The following is a 17,835-nucleotide window of genomic DNA, read 5'->3' as shown; positions in this document are numbered from 1 at the left end:
AAAGTTACGAAAGGAGCCGATCCGGGAAGTGCTCCCGGATCGGTTTTGGCAATGGTTCAATTGGTCGCCAGTCGGGCCTGGATCCCGGTCACGCTGGCGATACGGTTGCGGGCGTGATCCGCCTCCTGACGGCTGCCGTAGGGGCCGGACCGGACCCGCTGATAGGCGGTTCCCGCCACGATCGCCTGTTCCCGATGGATCGGCAAACCGATCGCCTTCACCTGGGATTGAACATTGTCGGCGAGCGCCTGTTGCCGGAACGAGCCCAGTTCCAGAAAGACCCCGCTCCGAGCCGAACTCCGTCCCATCTCCGGACCGTCTCCATGATGACGCTCGCCATTGTCCATGGGAAGCATGGGATCCTCCTCCATCTCCGGAGGAAGGGCCGGTTGCGCCGGGGTCGGGGCAATGTGGGTGGTGGCAGCATTCATGGCGGTCGGGGCGGAAGGTTGCGGCGGGACACCGCCCCCCATGCCACCCGGCATCGTGAAATCAAGATAGGATTCGCCCGGAGCCAATGCCGCCGCCGGGGTTTCACCCGTGGGGGCCGCCGGTGGCGGGGCGGCGGGTTCCTCCGTCCCATTGCCCTTCTCCGGGGTCCCTCCCTGTTCCGGCAGGGGGGAATCCTTGGCGGGCGCGGCTGGTTTCTGGTCCTGTTTTTGTGGCGGTTTGACGACCGGTTGCGCCAGTACCGGACGGGTCCGCCTGGGATCACGCGCCGTCATGTCGCGCGGTTTGCCCTGACTCATCACCACCGGCCTGAGAAAAATCACCAACTCCGATTTCTTCGACAGCCGGGCCTGATTGCCAAAAAGAAATCCCAATCCCGGCATCCGTCCCAAAACCGGCAGGCCGTTGGAATCCTCCGCCGTCACATCCTGCATCAATCCACCCATCACCGCCACCTGTCCCGAATGAATCCGCATCAAGGTTTCCATCTCCTTGACCTCGATCAGCGGAATCTTGCTCTCGACATCCTCCTCCAGGCCGGTCGTCAGGGTATTCCTTTTCAGGGCGGGGTTGGGATCTTTTTTCCAGTCGTAGATCCGGGAAATGGTCGGTCGGACATTGAGACTGACGATGTCGTTGTTGGAAATCTGCGGCGTGACCGACATGATCAGGCCCACCGGCACCGTATGCACCTTGGTGTTGAACACCGGAATCTGCGCGGTCGCGGCGGTACCGGTCGTGCTGGTGTTGGTGGAACTGTTGTTGACACTCGATTCCAGGGTGAAAAATACCTCGTTCTTGACCACTTTCAGCAGCGCCGATTGATTGTTGAGGGCCATGATCTTGGGCGAGGAGAGCACCTTGGTGTTGCCGAAGGTTTCCAACACCTTCAGAGCGACGCTGATCGTCCCGTTGGAACCGGTATCGCCGTCGTGCTGGATGGTGAAGAAATCCAGGGGTTCGTCGAGCGGATTCATGGTGGAAAACGCGCCGCTGACCGTCATGCCCGCTGCCTGGTTGAACACTTTGTTCCAGTCCACCCCCTCCTGAAAACCATCGCTCAGTTCGACCTCGACCACCGTCGATTCGATCAACACCTGACGATGGACGTTGTCCAGAACCGTGTCCAGATACTTCTGGATCCGTTCATGTTGCGTCGAGGAGGCATAGACCGAGATCAATCCCGCCTCGGGATTGATGGCGACGATGCCCGTCCCTTCCGCCTCGGTTCCCGTCGCCGTTTCATCCGTGGCCGCTCCCGTCGGCGGTATCACCCCGCCGATGGTATCCCCGACCCCCGCGGCTGGAATCACTTTCGAGGTCGCCCCTCCGGGGAGAATGATTTCGCCTTCCGTACCCCCCCCCGATTGCCCGGCGGCAGCGCCGGTGTCGAGACTTCCGGTCCGGTCGCTGTTGAGGATGGTCTGAACGTTCAGCGTCAGCGTGCGCCAGAATCGGTTGGTCGATGACGTCGAAAGGTTGGTCGAGGATTGATTGGCATCCGTTCCGGTCAGATCGGCGGAACTCAGGGAGGTCGTGGAGACCTGAGTCGAAACCTTGTTGGAACTCACCGCATCGCGCAAAACATTGATGTAGTCCACCTGATAGATCTTGAGGTATGGACGATCGGGAGAGACAATGACGGTCTCGCCATCGATTTCATAACGAATTCCCACCTGCTTGGCCACGCGGTCGAGAATTTGCGGCAGGGTTTGATCGATGGCGCTCAGGGTGACCCGACCGGTAATGCCCGGATAGACATCGATGTTCTTGTTCGCATCCCGCGCCAGGGCAAAAAGAAGATCGCGCACCGGCATTTCGGTAACCGTGATCGTGTACACCTCGTCACGCCGCCCGTCATCGGCGCCGTTTTTCATTTCCGCCACCACCTCCGGGACCAGGTCGCTTCCCGCGGCAATATGGACCGGGGGATCGGTCGGGCGGAGAAAATGGTTTTTCGAGGCCTTGATGTCGGTCGTTTGACAGGAGGTCATCAACATCCCTCCCAGAACCGTCCCAAGGATGACGGCGCCGCGGTAACGATCCTTCCATGGAAGGGGTGTCGTAAAGTGTCCCTGGGACGCTACAGGCATCATGATTTTTTCCCCAATCGTCATTGATCCACCTCGAAAAGGAGGTTGGGCAAGGCGCTATCGAAGAGGGATCAATGCAAAAGACAAGCCATGATTCTGCGATGAATTGTTCGGCAAGGAGATGTTTTCGTCGTCTGGCGGCCAACAACAGTAAAGACAAGATCAAGGTCTGGAAAAAGAATGCCAGGGACCGGGGGGCATGGAATCGTGCCGTGTTTCCCGCAACATCTTCAAAAAAAGCGCGCGCGCGATTTCCCGGGCGCCGAAACGCAGAAGATGATCGGTCGTCATCTGACAATCAATCAGCGTAAACCCCTGGGCGGCAAGGTGATGCACCAGGGTCACGAAGGCCACCTTGGAGGCGTCGGGAACACGGTGAAACATGGATTCACCAAAAAAACATCCGCCCTGGACGATGCCGTAGAGTCCTCCCGCCAGAGTCCGCGATGCACCGGTTCCGGTCCATGCCTCCACCGAGTGGGCATGTCCCAACCGGTGCAGGGCCAGATAGGCGTCGATCATTTCGCGGGTGATCCAGGTTCCCGATTCTCCCGATCTTCGGATCTTGGCGCATGCGGTGATGACTTCTCCGAAAGCGTGGTCGAAGGTGATTGCAAATGTTTTGCGTCTGATGGTTTTCGCGAGCGAGCGCGGAATGTGCAACCATTCCGGTTTCAGGACCAGACGGGGATCGGGGCTCCACCACAGCAGGGGATCACCCTCGGAAAACCAGGGGAAAATGCCGCCCCGATAGGCGGCGAGGAGACGTCGGGGAGTCAAATCGCCGCCGACGGCCAAAAGACCGTTGCCCTCGGCGAGGTCGGCGCTGGGAAATCGGGGATCGTCCGAAAGGAGAAACAGGGCCAAGGATTGCAATCTCGGGAAAAAATTATTGAAAGAAAAAAGGGGTCTGGGGGCAATCCCTTAAGCCCCCTTTTTTCTTTCAATAATTTTTATTGCATCACCTCCAGGGGCGGTTCTTCCATCAGTGGAATCTGCTCCCCCAGCGCCAACAGATGATTCTCCCAGAACCTCCCTTCGGCAAACCACGGAAAAGCCAAGGGAAAGGCAGGATCGTGCCAACGACGCGCAATCCACGCGGTATGGTGGATCATCCTGAGGGTACGCAACGGTTCCACCAGATGCAATTGCCGCGGTTGAAAATCATGGAACTGCCGATATCCGGAAAGAAGCGATTGCAGTTGCAACGTCCGCTCCTCCCGACCTCCCGAAAGACACATCCACAAATCCTGGATCGCCGGTCCCATGCGGGCATCATCGAAATCGACAAAACAGGGACCGGTATCGGTCCATAACATGTTGCCACCATGGCAATCACCATGCAGACGGATCGGACGCCATGGCGCCGCCCGGTCGAACCCGGCATCGATCAGAAACAATAACCGCTCAAGAACCTCCCGATAGTCCTGGGAATAAGCGGAAGGGACCCAACCACTCTCGATCAGATAACGGCCAGGTTCAAGACCAAAAGACCGGGCGTCAAGACCGGGCCGATGGTCGAAGGAACACACCGACGCGGCGGCATGCATGCGCCCAAGAAACCGCCCGAGCCGTTCCAGAATATCCGGGTTTTCCAGATCGGGCGTCCGTCCGCCACGCCGCGGATAGACCGCAAAACGAAAACCACGATATTCGTGCAAAGTCCTTTCTCCGACCGCAAACGGGGCAACGGCATCGATTTCCAGATCGGCCAGTTCCCGGGAAAACCGATGCTCCTCGATGATCGCCGCGTCCGACCAGCGCCCGGGACGGTAGAACTTGACCACGACGGGCGGATGATCTTCCAGTCCAATCTGGTAGACCCGGTTTTCATAGCTGTTGAGCACCAACAAATGGCCGTCACAACGCCAACCCGCCGATTCGACCGCATCCAGAATCAGATCGGGCCGCAAATCGTTGTAGGGAACTTCCCGCGCATCCTCGTTCATCTCCCGGACTCCCTCGTCGTTCAATCGGGAATGGCCTCCAAGGCTTCCCATCGTTGAAACAATTCGGCCAGGGATTGTTCAAGCCGCTGTTCCTGCTGGCGCAGATCGTTGACCTCCCTCCCCTGGGACTTCCTGTAGAAGGCGGGATCGGCCATGGTCGTCTGCACAAGAGCCAGTTCCTGTTCCAGAGTTTCGATCCGTCCCGGAATTTCCGCCAGTTCCTTGCGCTCGGCCATGTTTTTTCGCCGTATCCGGTTCACTTCCACCGGTTTGCGTTTTTTTTCCGCCGGCTTCTCCCTGGCCTCCGCCACTTGGGGCGGCGAACGCTGGGCCAGCCAATCATCATAACCACCCACGTATTCGCCGATTTTCCCCTCCCCTTCGAAAACCAGGATCGAGGTCACGACATTGTTGAGAAAAGCGCGATCGTGCGATACCAGAATCAGGGTTCCGGCAAACCCGCCCACAACCTCTTCGAGCAGTTCCAGGGTCTCCACATCCAGGTCATTGGTCGGTTCGTCCATGACCAGAAGGTTGGCAGGTTGCAGAAACAGCCGCGCCAGCAACAGACGATTGCGCTCCCCTCCCGAAAGCGCCTTGACCGGCATTCGGGCACGGTCGGGAGAAAAAAGAAATTCCTCCAGATAGCCGATGATGTGGCGACTGCGGCCACCATATTCGACCTGTTGCCGACCGTTGGCCACATTGTCGGCAACCGATCGTTCCTCGTCGAGGGCAGCGCGCATCTGATCGAAATAGGCCACTTCCAACCGCGTCCCCTGACGGACACACCCCGTCGCCGGCATCAGAAGCCCCATGAGCAGATTGAGCAGGGTACTTTTGCCACAACCGTTGGGACCGATGATCCCAACGCGATCGCCACGTTGAATGATGGTCGAAAAATCGTCGATGATGGGCACGTCCTTCCAGCGATAGGAAATCCGTTCCGCCTCGATGACCCGTTTTCCCGATTGTTCCGCCTCCTCGATGCGCATCCGTACCGATCCCATCCGTTCCCGACGCTGCCGCCGCATCTCGCGCAATCGTTCCAGCGCCCGGACCCGACCCATGTTGCGCGTCCCGCGGGCCTTGACTCCCTGGCGGATCCACGCCTCCTCGCGTTGCAATTTCTTGTCGAACCGGGCCATCCGTTCCGCCTCCTCCTGCCATCGCAGTTCACGGCGGCGCAGATATTCGGCGTGGTTTCCAGGCCAGTCGGTCAGAATGCCTCGGTCCAATTCGAAAATTCGTGTCGCCACCGTGTCGGCGAACATGCGGTCGTGGGTAACGAACACCAGGCAACCATGAAAACCGGCAAACAGCTTTTCCAATCCGGCAATCGCCTCGATGTCCAGGTGGTTGGTCGGCTCGTCGAGCAGCAGGACATCGGGAGCAGTCACCAGGGCCCGGGCAAGAAGCACCCGCCGCTTCAACCCTCCCGAAAGCTCCATGAACCGCTCTTCCCCCGCCAGGCCCAACCGTGAAAGGGTGGTCTCGACCTGTACCGGGGCGTTCCATTCCCCGAACGACCCATCAGCCGCTCCCAGGTGTTCTCCCTGCGACGCAACCAGCCCCGAGGCCACGATGTCCCAAACCGTTCCCGACAACCCGGAAGGAACCTCCTGAGGCAAATAACGGATCCGACTCCCCGGCTCGAACAAGATCCGACCGCCGTCGGGAAGGAGTTCGCCAGCCAGAAGGCGCAGAAGGGTACTCTTTCCCACCCCATTGCGGCCCATCAGACAAACCCGATCTCCCGCCTCGATCGAAAAATCGACCCCATCCAACAATGGAGCGCCTCCAAGACTCAAGTGCAGGTCGTTCGCTTTGATCCAGGCCATGGGATTTCAGTCACAAGTGGGTAGGAAACGCCGGCATGTTATCACAAGCCATAAAGAAAAGGACATCCCGATTGCAGGCTTTTCATGATCGATAGGGGGCCTGAAGGTGTGGACAAGGGGCCCGAAGGTTTGAACGGAGGGGCTGAAGGCTCAAGCAAGAGGTCCGAGAATTTGGATGAAATTATTTAAAGTTTTGACGAGACACCTAAAATTAAAACAAAAGGTCCGAAGGTTTGCCCAAGGAACCGTTGAACCTGGCTGAAAGCACCATAAACAGTGCCGCCCGGAATCTTGCGATCCGGGCGGCGCCACACCGGTTTTACGCGGTCGCCTTCAACAATACCCCCTCCAGGTCGCGCATTTGTTTCACCAGATCCACCATCCGCTCCCCGGGGATCTGGCGCAGGACATGATTGCTGCGGACGTCCATCACCCGGACCACCACCTGGTTCAATTCCCGGTCCATGCTCAGACGCAAGGACTTGAACCCCGACAAGGCCTGGGTGATTTCATCGGCCAATCCCTTGAGATTATCCTTTTCCACCACCGAAAGCCTGTTTTCCACCCTGGCCTCCGCCCGAACCAACTCGGCATCGAAGCCACCACCCCGATCGATCCCCGGATGAAGCTTTCCCGCCACGGGTTTCATGATCGAAGCGACCTTCTCTCTCTCCGTCCTGACGACTGTATCATTGTTGCTCTCCATGAATTTCTCCTTGTCGGGCGGCCCCTCGCGATCCGAAGATCGGAGAGGCCGCCATTGGGCCGTTGTCGGCTCTTTTTTTCTACCCGTCCAACAATTCAAGGACCAGTTTCGGACCCTGATTGGCCTGAGTCTGGATCGCCGCGTCGGCATTCTCGATGAGTGCATCCCGAACCGCTTCAACCGTCCATCGCGACTCGTTTTTTTCTCCATCGTGCGCCAAATTCGTCACTCGGCTCGCCTTGTCTTCCTCCAGATGGGCGATCAGTTCGTTGACCTGGTCCTGATACCCATCCAATCGTGTACTGATGTCGGTCGCCAGATCCAACATTTTGTCGATGTGGCTGACCACCGGATACTCCCGGTCCCGGGTCGATTGACGAATGGCCTGTCCCATCCGCAACAACGAAGAGGCCATCGCCTCCTTGATGGCCTGGAGAATCTCCCCATCGCCATCCTTCCCATCACCCGTGACCGGCAACAATCCAACCTGTTCCCTTTCCAAACCTTCGTCCGCCGATTCCCGGGCGATACGGTCGATTTCCTCAAGCAATTGTCGTACACCATGCTGAAGATTCCACCGTTCATCGGTGGTCATGGTGTCGTTGGCGGCTTGAATCGCCAACGCACGTATGGTCTGCAATGCCGTTGCCGTTTCATCGATTGCCGTCTGGGCAACCTGTACCAGCGAAACCGCCTCGTTGACATTGCGCATCGTTTGGTTGATGCCTCGAATACGGGCCGTCATCCCGATCCCAATCGACACCCCTTGAAGATCATCAACCGTCCTTTTGAGTTCCAGTCCTGAAGATACCCGTGATGCAACCCCATCCTTCTCTCTGGACATGCGTAAAACATTGCGTTGGGTATTCATGGCTGGAATGCTTCGATGAATCGCAAGTACCATGATCCTACCCTCCCGGAAGCGAATCTCCCTTTTGTTCGCTACGTTCCATCCCTGGCTGGAGGTGAGCCTGTCATTCGTTCGGGGTCAGCTCTGCCCCATTGGTCAAGGTAACCGATCAGCCCCTTATCCCAACAACTGCAAGGCGATCTGGGGTTGCTGATTGGCCTGGGCCAAGATCGCGGTTCCCGCCTGCTGCAAGATTGCATTGCGCGTCAGATTGGCGGTTTCCGTGGCGATGTCGGCATCCATGATGCGTGACCGGGCCGATTGGGTCGCTTCGACAATGCTGCTGAGATTGGCGATGACCGCCTCGAACCGGTTCTGGTAGGAACCAAGATTGGAGCGGATGTCGGAAACCGAATCCAGTGCCGAATCGACCCGTCCGATCAGGCCATTGGCCATTGATTGCATCTGAGCCGCCGTCGCCGTGGTGCTGTAAAGTCTGGCGTTGGTCGAGTTGACCCCGAGCGCCTTGACGCTCGCGGCATTGACCGTCACCTGAATCGTCTGGGCGCCATCGGGACCGACATGAAACTTCTTGGCGGCAAACGAACCATTGACGACCCGTTGATTGTTGAATTCGGTCTGAGACGAAATTCTCTGCACCTCATACACCAGCTGCGTGATTTCCTGTTGCAGATCTTCGCGATCGCCGGCGATCAGGGTATCGTTGGCCCCCTGGACCGCCAACTCGCGAATCCGCTGCAACGCATTGGTGGTCTCCTCCAACGCCCCCTCGGCCACCTGGACCACTGAGATCGCATCATTGGAATTGCGGATCGCCTGGGTGGTGCCACGAATCTGCGCCGTCATTCGGGTGCCGATGGACATCCCCGCCGCATCGTCGGCGGCCCGATTGATACGCAGACCCGAAGAAAGCCGTTCGAAGGTCTTGCCCAAGGCGCTGGTCGATTTTTGCAGTTGTCTCTGGGCGCCAATGGAAGCCATGTTGGTATTGATTGCAAGTGCCATTGCCATGCTCCTGTAAGGGATCCTCATGATCCCCGATTGAATTCACCTTCCCTGGAAAACAAAGCCGTTCTTTTTGACGCGGGCCGGCCTCATACCCTCGTCGATCGGGCAACGCCGCCCCTGGCATCCACGAACCCTTTGAACCGGGCCATCATGTTGCCGGTCCACCCGGCGCCGGTCGGACATTCAATGCCGCGCCGACACCGGTATGGACGCTGCCGGGGGAAGGGCCGCGATCAACCCAACAATTGCAGTGCAATCTGGGGTTGTTGATTGGCCTGGGCCAAGATCGCCGTCCCCGCCTGTTGCAGAATCGCATTCCGCGTCAGATTGGCGGTCTCGGAAGCAATGTCGGCATCCATGATGCGCGACCGGGCGGCGGAAGTTCCCTCGACGATGCTCCCCAGATTGGCGATCACCGCTTCGAAACGATTCTGGAACGAACCCAGTTTGGCACGAATGTCGGAAACCGAATCCAGGGCGCTGTCGATCCGGCCAATGACAAGGTTGGCCTGGGTCTGGGTGGAAATCAACACCCTGCCGGCGCCTGCCGCTGCGGCACTGATCAGGGATGTGGTCGTGGCGCGCATGATCGACACCGCAATGGTTTGGCCACCGTCGGGACCGACATGAAACTTTTTCGCCGTCTCATACCCACCGCTCAGAAGTTTCTGATTGTTGAACTCGGTATCGATGGCGATGCGATCGATTTCCGACATCAGTTGATTGACCTCGTCCTGCAAATCGGACCGATCGCTGGCCACCAGGGTATCGTTGGCCGACTGAACCGCCAGTTCCCGGATCCGTTGCAGGGCATTGGTGGTTTCATCCAGCGCCCCCTCGGCCACCTGAACCAGGGAAATCGCATCGTTGGCATTGCGGATCGCCTGATTGGTGCCACGCATCTGGGCCGTCATCCGGGTGCCGATGGACAGTCCCGCGGCGTCATCCGCGGCACGGTTGATGCGCAATCCCGATGAAAGCCGTTCAAACGTCTTGCCCAGAGTGGTGGTCGATTTCTGCAGTTGGCGTTGGGCGTTGATCGAAGCCATGTTGGTGTTGATTGCGAGTGCCATCATAATCTCCATGAGTGAGGAATCGATGATTCCATTGATCATTGCCTTCCCTGGCAATCAGAACCGTTCATTTGCGAGGGCCGGTCCAAACCCTCCCCCCCTCGTCATCCTCAACCCAGAAGTTGCAGGGCGATCTGAGGTTGTTGGTTGGCCTGGGCCAAAATCGCCGTTCCCGCCTGTTGCAGAATCGCATTCCGCGTCAAATTAGCGGTTTCGGCGGCGATGTCGGCATCCAGAATCCGTGAACGGGCCGAAGCGGTCCCCTCGGCGATGGAACTCAAGTTGGCGATCACCGCCTCGAACCGGTTCTGGAAGGCGCCAAGCTTGGAACGGATGTCGGAAACCGAATCCAGGGCGCTGTCGATCCGGCCAATGACAAGGTTGGCCTGGGTCTGGGTGGAAATCAGCACCCTGCCGGCGCCCGCCGCCGCGGCGCTGATCAGGGATGTGGTCGTGGCGCGCATGATGGAGACCGCAATGGTCTGTCCCCCATCGGGGCCGACATGAAACTTTTTCGCCGTCTCATAACCACCACTCAGCAACTTCTGATTGTTGAACTCGGTATCGATGGAAATGCGGTCGATTTCCGACAACAGTTGATTGACCTCATCCTGAAGGTCCGCACGGTCGCTGGCCACGAGGGTATCGTTGGCCGCCTGGACCGCCAGTTCGCGAATCCGCTGCAAGGCGTTGGTCGTTTCGTCCAGCGCCCCTTCGGCAACCTGGATCAATGAAATGGCATCGTTGGAATTGCGCACCGCCTGTTGGGTACCACGCAACTGGGCCGTCATCCGGGTCGAAATCGACAACCCCGCCGCATCGTCCGCCGCACGATTGATCCTCAATCCCGACGAAAGCCGTTCAAAAGTCTTTCCCAGAGCCAGCGTCGATTTGCCCAGTTGGCGATTGGCATTGATGGAGGCCAGATTGGTATTGATCGAAAGTGCCATGATACTTCTCCTTGAATGCAGCCCTGAATTTCAGCCGCGCATTTCGCGTCCGTCCGTGGATAGGCTTGGACCATTCATTAGCCGGGGCTGGTCCAACCCCTCGATTTCTTTCATTCACCCGAGGGAGAACGAATCTCCCTTCGCTTCAACCCAACAATTGCAGGGCGATCTGCGGTTGTTGATTGGCCTGGGCCAGGATCGCCGTTCCCGCCTGTTGCAGAATGGCGTTGCGGGTCAGATTGGCCGTTTCGCTGGCGATGTCGGCATCAAGAATGCGCGACCGCGCCGATTGGGTCGCCTCGACAATACTGCCCAGATTGGCAATCACCGCTTCGAACCGGTTCTGGTAGGCGCCAAGATTGGAGCGGATGTCCGACACCGAATCCAACGCCGAATCGACCCGCCCGATCAGACCATTGGCCATCGATTGCATCTGGGCCGCCGTCATCGTCGCACTGTAGAGTTTGGCATTGGTCGAGTTGACCCCCAATGCCTTGACGCTCGCCGCATTGACCGTCACCTGAATCGTCTGGCCGCCATCAGGCCCCACATGAAACTTTTTGGTGGCAAACGATCCGTTGACAATTCTCTGATTGTTGAACTCTGTCTGCGATGAAATCCGTTGTACCTCATAAACCAACTGACTGATCTCCAGTTGTATATCTTCCCGGTCCCCCGCGATCACCGTATCATTGGCCCCCTGAACCGCCAGTTCGCGAATCCGCTGCAAGGCGTTGGTGGTCTCCTCCAGGGCGCCATCGGCAACCTGAACCGCGGAAATCGCATCGTTGGCATTCCGCATCGCCTGACTCGTCCCGCGAATCTGGGCCGTCATCCGCGTCGAAATCGACAATCCCGCCGCATCGTCCGCCGCACGATTGATCCTCAGTCCCGACGAAAGCCGCTCGAACGTCTTGCCCAGACTGCCGGTCGATTTGTTGAGCTGACGTTGGGCGTTCAATGCCGCCATATTGGTGTTGATGGAAAGAGCCATGGAAATTCCTCCTTGAGTGTGATCAATGACCTCTGATTAACCTTCCCTGGTCTTTTTGAGCCGTTCTTCTCAGGTTGGCCCCAACCCGTCATCATTCCTGCCGCACCCCAATCCAAAGGACGCTGGCCGTATCGCAATGCAGAAGATTATTTTTCCTGACGTTTAATCAATTTTTTAGATTGATCATGCAATCACCCCTTTCCTGGACAGTTCGATCTCGGGATCGACCATCAAGACATGGAAAAACGCGACATCATGATCGTGTTTGGTCCCCCTCCCGGATTCCATGCGAGGCGATGGCGACGCGCTGAAACCTGGAGTGGCGACGATGTGATTGATTTCAGTTCCTGGATCCCGGCTCGTCGGTTTGTTTCCGATGGTACGGACGGGACAGGCGTGGTACTGGGGATGGTCTTGGATGAAACCGACCGGGGGAGAGGAAAAAAGCGGACATGATCGTCACCTCCTGAATACGGATCGAATCCGTTTCATTACCCGTCCCTGGATGGAGGTGGGTTGTTCGTTCAAATTCAGGCCAACCCTAGCCCGAGGTTCCTGCTTCAGGTACCGCGAAACCTTGGTTTCGCACCCTGTGCGCGGCATCCTGCCGGCGCCAACTTCGACCGCAAGCGGTGCGATGTTGTCTTTACCCTTTTATCGGATGTTCCGGTTCGTTCCTGAACCTTTTTTTCTGCCACTTGAGGATCCGATTCAAGGTGGTGGGGAGAAGCGATACATTCCCGCCCACCCTGACCTTATCGGAACATTCGGGGGTCTCCTGAATCTTTTTCGAGGGTCTCGTTATTTTTTCATCCGCGGCGTTTGGCAGGGTCACTCGCCCCGCCGCCTCTTGTCGGCCAGAGGCATGCCAAGTTCATCGGCCAGACGGCCCGCCGAGAGCGGATCCATTTTGTTGAGGATTTTGGCCACCACCTTTTCGGGCATCACCTTCAGCACCTTGACGGCCGTATCGGGGTCCAGGGTCTTGAGTCCTTCGGCGGCGGCTCCCGGTTTCATGCTGGTATAGATTTTTCCGAGCCGGGCGATATTGACGTCATCGAACTGTTTTTCGCGTTCCAGGTCACCACGGATGGCATCGCGAAGTTTTTCCAGGGCTTCGATGCGACCGGCCAGTTTTTCCTCGAGGCGCTTGAGATCCCCTTCGCGCACCTCCATGCGTCGTGTCTGTTCCTCCAGGAGCAGACGCCGTTTTTCCAGGAGGTCCAGCAGATGAAGCGGGTCTTGGGGAATTTTGGCGGGAATTTTGGCCTCATCCCCCTTTTTTGCCGTGGGAGCGCTGGCGGCGTGTCCGACGGAAGAGGCCTGGGGCACCGTCCCCTGGGCCGTTCCACTTTTCTTGTCGGCGGCAACGGCGCTGCCTCCCGCCTGTTGGGGTGGCGCCTGAACCTCCTTGCCCGCATCCGCCGTCCAACCCGGCGCGGCGAACAGGAAGAGGAAAAGCACCCAGCCTGGAAATCCAGGAAACACCAACAATCGGTTCCCCCAAAAGGAGCAACCCCTTTCCAGCCCCCGCGCCATGACCGGACTGGTCGTGTTTTTCCGATACGTCAAGGATTCCTCCTGTCACTGGCTTTGGCGATTACGAAATCGAATGCGACGCTCCCAGAACACCCATCATGTCCAATTCCTTGCCTTCCTTGCGCCGCTCTTCCTTGATTTGGACAGCGTCCGCCTTCTGGGCAAGTTTCCCGGCCTGTTCCAGCAGGGTTCTGGCATCGAGCCAATTTTTCCTGGCCGATTGGGATTCGAGCAACAACCGCCCCTTGTGTTCTTCCATACGCCGCCGCCGCCACATCTGACCACGAAAAAAATCCTCGTACATTTTCGGCGACAGGGGACAGCCCGAGGCCAGGTTTTCCTTGGCCATCCTTTTTTCCTCTTCCGTCTCCCGATCGAGCCCGGCAATCTCCCCCTCGACCTTCCGGATCCGGGCCATCACCCGTGCCAGGGCATTGGCGGCGGTCTCTTCGCGGATCCGTCGCAGTTCGACCAGACGTCGAAAACGGTTCGGGTTCATGATTGCTCGTCCCTCTTGATTTTCGCTACCGTCCGGTTCATGGAAGGATACCTCTGTTTCATGACGAATGCCCGCAAAAATCCCTTCCACATGATTAATGCTCGCAAAAACCCCGCCGATGGGTGAAAATCTTCACCGGTTGCCATCTGGCGCCTCTTTTACTGCCGCCGCGATCGAAAGGGAACGGAAAAAACGAGAGAAAGAACGCAAAAAACATGCCTTGAATTTTCCATGCCCTTCGTCACGACCTGCCACAAGGTATTCCCCATGTCTGTCGCCGCTTTTTTTCCTATTGTTTCGCGGTTTCGTCCCTTGCCTGGACTTCTGGTCCTTTTTTTCGCCGGCTCGTTTCTCCTTGCGTCCGCCGAAGCCTCCGAGCGAAAGGAAACGGTCGTGGTCCTGGACAGTCCGGAAATCGAGGAACTCCTGGATACTTTGGGCAAACCACTGGTCAAGGCCGCGGGACTTCCCGCCGACTCGGTGCAGTTTCACATCATCCTCAACAGTCAGATCAACGCCATGGCCCTGCCCAACGGCCATCTGGTTTTCAACAGCGGCCTGGTGGACCAATGCCAGTCTCCCGAGGAGCTTGCCAGCGTCATGGCGCATGAGACGGCCCATCTGGCGGCGGGACATCATGTCCGGCTGCAAAAGGAGATGCGCTCGGTTTCCATTCAGGCGCTTCTGGCCACCGTGGCGGGGCTTGCGGCGGGCGTGGCGTCGGGCAACAACCGGATCACCGAAGCGGCCATGGTTGGCAGTTCGGCGGCGGCGCAATCGATGATGCTCGATTCCATGCGGGAGAAAGAGAGCCAGGCGGATCGGCTTGCCATTCATTATCTGGCCAAGACCGGTACCAATCCCGAGAGCATGGCCATCTTTCTCAGGCATCTTCTCGGGGAACAGCGCAAGGCGAGCATGCCGGCCCCCTATCTTTTGACCCATCCCTTGAGCGCCGAACGGGTCCTGGACGCCGAAAGAACGGCGAGCGTCGTTCGTACCACCACGAACAGCGCCGCCCCCGTCGCCCCGGAGTCGCTGCGACGGGTTCAGGCTTTTCTGATCGCCGCGAGCGAAACCGATCCACGCAAGGCGGAAACGCTCTTGCAAAACCGCTTGAAGACGCGGCCCGATGACATTTCAGCCCGTTATGGTCTGGCCATGGTTCACCGTTATGCCGGAGAAACAAAAAAGGCCCTGGCCGACATCGATGCCCTTCTTGCCACCCATCCCCGGGATCCCTGGTTTCTGAGAGAAAAGGGGTTGTTGTTGCTCGACGAAGGAAAGCCGGCCCTTGCCGAGGAGGTTTTTCTGCAAGCCCTGGAACTCAAGCCCGACAATCCCGATTTGCGCTATCGGCTGGCGGTCAGTTTCTCGGAGGGGGGAAAACGCGACGCGGCGGCACGATCGTTGCGGCGGTTGACGGTGGAAAAGCCGATGGTGCCGAACTATCAGTATCAATTGGGATTGGTCGAAGGGCAGCGTGAGCGGCTGGGTCCGGCCCATTTGGCGATGGCCCGACATCACGCCCTGCTGATGGACGAAAAAATGACCTTGTTTCACTACCGCGCGGCCCTCGACCATTTCACCCGTGCCGATCAGGAATACGATATTGCCCGAACCGAGTTGAAACGGTTCGAGGATGAACAAAAAAAGATACGCTCATCGCGTTGACGATCATCTTCTTTCGAGCGACTCATGATTCGCATCATTCTGGGTACCAAAGCCCAACTGATCAAAATGGCCCCGATCCTCCTCGAATTGAGGCGCCGGCATCTCCCCCACGACCTGGTCCTCACCGGACAACACCACGAAACCATGCAGGACCTGTTCGACCGCTTCGCCCTCTCTCCTCCCGATCTCGAACTCATCCCGCGCATGGAGGCCAATACCCAATCCAGGCTTCTGCAATGGTTGGGGAAGCTCCTGTGGCAGAGCGGCGTTTCACGGAGGAAAACCCTCTGGCATCCCAAACCACGAATCGTTCTGGTCCATGGCGATACCTTGTCCACCCTGGCCGGAGCGATCATGGCCAAGGGGGCCCAGGTCCCCGTCGCCCATGTCGAGGCGGGCTTGCGCTCCTTCAACCTTTTCCATCCCTTCCCCGAGGAACCAACCCGCATCCTGGTGTCCCGCCTCGCCGATGTGTTCTATTGTCCCGGGTCCTGGGCCGTGCAAAACCTTTCCCCCCGCCGCCACGACACCATCATCGACACCCACCACAACACCCTGCTCGACACCCTGCGCCTCGCCTTGAACCAGGAAAACGCCACGTTGTCCTGTAAAACCAATTCACAAAATTTTGCCGTCGTTTCGGTCCACCGCTTCGAGAATCTGTCCAGCCGCCACCGCTTCCGCTTCATCATGGAAACCATCGAACGGGTTTCCCGACGGATCGAGCTTTATTTCGTCCTCCATCCCGCCACCCGCGCCAAACTTCGATCCACCCCCTGGCTGTCCCGACTCGAAACCAATCGCAACGTGACACTGATGGAACGGACCGATTACATCTCTTTCATCCAACGATTGCGCCGCGCCCGCTTCCTCATGACCGACGGCGGCAGCAACCAGGAAGAAGCGGCCTACCTGGGACTCCCCTGTCTGCTGCTGCGCCAGGCGACCGAACGGCACGAAGGTTTGGATCAGGGGACCATCATCGCCGACCTCGATCCCAACGTCATCGATGCCTTCGTGGACCGGCACCACGATCGCCAATGGCATCCCCGGCCCTTGCCCGAGGTATCGCCAAGCCGCATCATCGTCGATCACCTGGCGACGCTGTTGTGATCCCGACGCCCCCGTCCATGTCCGAACCCGAGGAATCCATTTTTCCCCCCCTTCCCTGGCGTTCGATTCTCGTTCATGGGTTCCTGGTCATCGGTCTCGGCGGTGCGATCCTCAAAATGATTTCGCTCGGAGACGATCATTCTCTTTCCCTGGACCGTCCCGAACTTCTCCTTCCGATCCTGCTGCTCGAAGTCCTCCAGGTCGTCTGGTCCGCCCTCCTCTGGCGACGCGCCCTGCAGACCATGATCCCCCACCCCCTCGACCATCGTCTGGCCCTGGCCCATGTCGGCATCCTTCTCGTGGCCAAATACATCCCCGGAAAACTGTGGGGGCTGGTTGGACGCGGTCTTCATGCCCGCCGTCTGGGGTGGACTCCCGCCGCGGTCACCACCGCCACGGCCCTTGAACAACTGGCCATCCTTCTTTCGGGCCTGCTGCTGGCGGTGGCCGGTCCCTTCCAGGGACACCTTGCCTGGCTTCTCCCCCTTCTGGTGGTGACCGGGTTCGTCCTCTGCCCTGTCCTTCGGAAGGGGATGGTCCATCCAAAACCATGGGCCAGGGGACCCTTGAAAAAAGGATTCCTCCTCGTCGAACAGGGATCGGGGCATCTGTGTTCCTGGAGGTTTTTCGGATTGTCCCTGTTTGCCCTCGGCCAGTGGTTCCTGAGCGGCTTGCTGCTGCTCGCCATTGCCATGGCCACCGGAGTTCCTCTTTCGTCCACACTCGTCATCACTGCCCTGACCGCGACTCCCGCCGCCATCCTCGCCGGTTTTTTCGTCCTTTTCGTCCCCGGTGGAATCGGAATCCGCGAAGGGGTTCTGGTCTACTGTCTGGAGCCGGTCGTGGGGATGGATGCGGCGCTTGCGATCGTCATCCTGTTTCGGATTCTTGACGTCCTGCGCGACATCCTCATGGGATTCTGGACCGGATGGGTCCTGAAACGGGGATGATGATCGATGATCGATCATCTTCACGGCCCAGGTACCCCCAAAGATCAAAATTATTGAAAGAAAAAAGGGGTCTGGGGGATTGCCCCCAGGGTTTTGACTTTGTTTTTGACTTTGTTTTTGATTTT

15 protein-coding genes are annotated in these 17,835 nt (G+C 58.3%); 3 read left to right on the top strand and 12 right to left on the bottom strand.

Annotation, left to right across the window (positions count from 1 at the left end):
• Positions 1-56: 56 nt before the first annotated feature.
• From mshL to fliJ, 12 genes are all read right to left on the bottom strand, one after another.
• Positions 57-2,546: a pilus (MSHA type) biogenesis protein MshL gene (gene mshL, locus HQL76_05410; GenBank protein ID MBF0108594.1), complete on the bottom strand. Its 2,490-nt coding sequence runs from the start codon at positions 2,544-2,546 to the stop codon at positions 57-59.
• Between the two features lie 159 nt (positions 2,547-2,705).
• The gene (locus tag HQL76_05405) at positions 2,706-3,410 is read right to left on the bottom strand and encodes a leucyl/phenylalanyl-tRNA--protein transferase (GenBank protein MBF0108593.1); all 705 of its coding nucleotides are present in this window, start codon (positions 3,408-3,410) and stop codon (positions 2,706-2,708) included.
• 86 nt (positions 3,411-3,496) lie between these two features.
• Positions 3,497-4,492 (bottom strand): serine/threonine protein kinase, encoded by a 996-nt coding sequence (locus tag HQL76_05400; GenBank protein MBF0108592.1) that lies wholly within the window; start codon positions 4,490-4,492, stop codon positions 3,497-3,499.
• Positions 4,493-4,512: 20 nt separating this feature from the next.
• A complete protein-coding gene (locus HQL76_05395; protein ID MBF0108591.1) occupies positions 4,513-6,333 on the bottom strand; it encodes an ATP-binding cassette domain-containing protein in 1,821 nt (606 codons plus the stop codon).
• Between the two features lie 319 nt (positions 6,334-6,652).
• Complete coding sequence (locus HQL76_05390) at positions 6,653-7,039, bottom strand: flagellar protein FlaG (protein MBF0108590.1); 387 nt, start codon at positions 7,037-7,039, stop codon at positions 6,653-6,655.
• 79 nt (positions 7,040-7,118) lie between these two features.
• Positions 7,119-7,943, bottom strand: a complete 825-nt coding sequence (locus HQL76_05385; GenBank protein ID MBF0108589.1) for a hypothetical protein — start codon at positions 7,941-7,943, stop codon at positions 7,119-7,121.
• 123 nt (positions 7,944-8,066) lie between these two features.
• Entirely contained in the window at positions 8,067-8,915 is an 849-nt protein-coding gene (locus tag HQL76_05380) for a flagellin FliC (GenBank protein ID MBF0108588.1), read from the bottom strand.
• Between the two features lie 236 nt (positions 8,916-9,151).
• Positions 9,152-9,991 (bottom strand): flagellin FliC, encoded by an 840-nt coding sequence (locus tag HQL76_05375; protein ID MBF0108587.1) that lies wholly within the window; start codon positions 9,989-9,991, stop codon positions 9,152-9,154.
• 110 nt (positions 9,992-10,101) lie between these two features.
• Positions 10,102-10,941, bottom strand: coding sequence for a flagellin FliC (locus tag HQL76_05370; GenBank protein ID MBF0108586.1), 840 nt, complete (start codon positions 10,939-10,941; stop codon positions 10,102-10,104).
• Between the two features lie 145 nt (positions 10,942-11,086).
• The gene (locus tag HQL76_05365; GenBank protein ID MBF0108585.1) at positions 11,087-11,935 is read right to left on the bottom strand and encodes a flagellin FliC; all 849 of its coding nucleotides are present in this window, start codon (positions 11,933-11,935) and stop codon (positions 11,087-11,089) included.
• A gap of 831 nt (positions 11,936-12,766) precedes the next feature.
• A complete protein-coding gene (locus HQL76_05360; GenBank protein MBF0108584.1) occupies positions 12,767-13,507 on the bottom strand; it encodes a hypothetical protein in 741 nt (246 codons plus the stop codon).
• A gap of 28 nt (positions 13,508-13,535) precedes the next feature.
• Positions 13,536-13,973, bottom strand: a complete 438-nt coding sequence (gene fliJ, locus HQL76_05355; protein MBF0108583.1) for a flagellar export protein FliJ — start codon at positions 13,971-13,973, stop codon at positions 13,536-13,538.
• 267 nt (positions 13,974-14,240) lie between these two features.
• Here fliJ and HQL76_05350 point away from each other — a divergent pair, with 267 nt between their 5' ends.
• Genes HQL76_05350 through HQL76_05340 form a run of 3 tightly spaced genes read left to right on the top strand, consistent with a single transcriptional unit; the run spans position 14,241 to position 17,710 of the window.
• Positions 14,241-15,647, top strand: coding sequence for a M48 family metalloprotease (locus HQL76_05350; protein MBF0108582.1), 1,407 nt, complete (start codon positions 14,241-14,243; stop codon positions 15,645-15,647).
• Between the two features lie 24 nt (positions 15,648-15,671).
• Positions 15,672-16,760 carry a UDP-N-acetylglucosamine 2-epimerase (non-hydrolyzing) gene (gene wecB / locus HQL76_05345; protein MBF0108581.1) on the top strand — a complete coding sequence of 363 codons (1,089 nt, stop codon included), beginning with the start codon at positions 15,672-15,674 and terminating at the stop codon, positions 16,758-16,760.
• Positions 16,761-16,777: 17 nt separating this feature from the next.
• Positions 16,778-17,710 carry a flippase-like domain-containing protein gene (locus tag HQL76_05340; GenBank protein ID MBF0108580.1) on the top strand — a complete coding sequence of 311 codons (933 nt, stop codon included), beginning with the start codon at positions 16,778-16,780 and terminating at the stop codon, positions 17,708-17,710.
• Positions 17,711-17,835: the final 125 nt, after the last annotated feature.

Source organism: Magnetococcales bacterium, assembly GCA_015228815.1.
Lineage (GTDB): Bacteria > Pseudomonadota > Magnetococcia > Magnetococcales > UBA8363 > UBA8363.
The sequence above is the reverse complement of the archived record's forward strand: the minus strand, read 5'-3'. Positions and strand labels throughout refer to the sequence as shown.

Excerpts from the sequence above, each read along its gene's own strand:
- mshL (MBF0108594.1), bottom strand. The coding sequence starts at position 2,546 with ATGATGCCTGTAGCGTCCCAGGGACACTTTACGACACCCCTTCCATGG.
- HQL76_05400 (MBF0108592.1), bottom strand. The coding sequence starts at position 4,492 with ATGAACGAGGATGCGCGGGAAGTTCCCTACAACGATTTGCGGCCCGAT.
- HQL76_05395 (MBF0108591.1), bottom strand. The coding sequence starts at position 6,333 with ATGGCCTGGATCAAAGCGAACGACCTGCACTTGAGTCTTGGAGGCGCT.
- HQL76_05390 (MBF0108590.1), bottom strand. The coding sequence starts at position 7,039 with ATGGAGAGCAACAATGATACAGTCGTCAGGACGGAGAGAGAGAAGGTC.
- HQL76_05385 (MBF0108589.1), bottom strand. The coding sequence starts at position 7,943 with ATGGTACTTGCGATTCATCGAAGCATTCCAGCCATGAATACCCAACGC.
- HQL76_05380 (MBF0108588.1), bottom strand. The coding sequence starts at position 8,915 with ATGGCACTTGCAATCAATACCAACATGGCTTCCATTGGCGCCCAGAGA.
- HQL76_05375 (MBF0108587.1), bottom strand. The coding sequence starts at position 9,991 with ATGGCACTCGCAATCAACACCAACATGGCTTCGATCAACGCCCAACGC.
- HQL76_05370 (MBF0108586.1), bottom strand. The coding sequence starts at position 10,941 with ATGGCACTTTCGATCAATACCAATCTGGCCTCCATCAATGCCAATCGC.
- HQL76_05365 (MBF0108585.1), bottom strand. The coding sequence starts at position 11,935 with ATGGCTCTTTCCATCAACACCAATATGGCGGCATTGAACGCCCAACGT.
- fliJ (MBF0108583.1), bottom strand. The coding sequence starts at position 13,973 with ATGAACCCGAACCGTTTTCGACGTCTGGTCGAACTGCGACGGATCCGC.
- HQL76_05350 (MBF0108582.1), top strand. The coding sequence starts at position 14,241 with ATGTCTGTCGCCGCTTTTTTTCCTATTGTTTCGCGGTTTCGTCCCTTG.
- wecB (MBF0108581.1), top strand. The coding sequence starts at position 15,672 with ATGATTCGCATCATTCTGGGTACCAAAGCCCAACTGATCAAAATGGCC.
- HQL76_05340 (MBF0108580.1), top strand. The coding sequence starts at position 16,778 with ATGTCCGAACCCGAGGAATCCATTTTTCCCCCCCTTCCCTGGCGTTCG.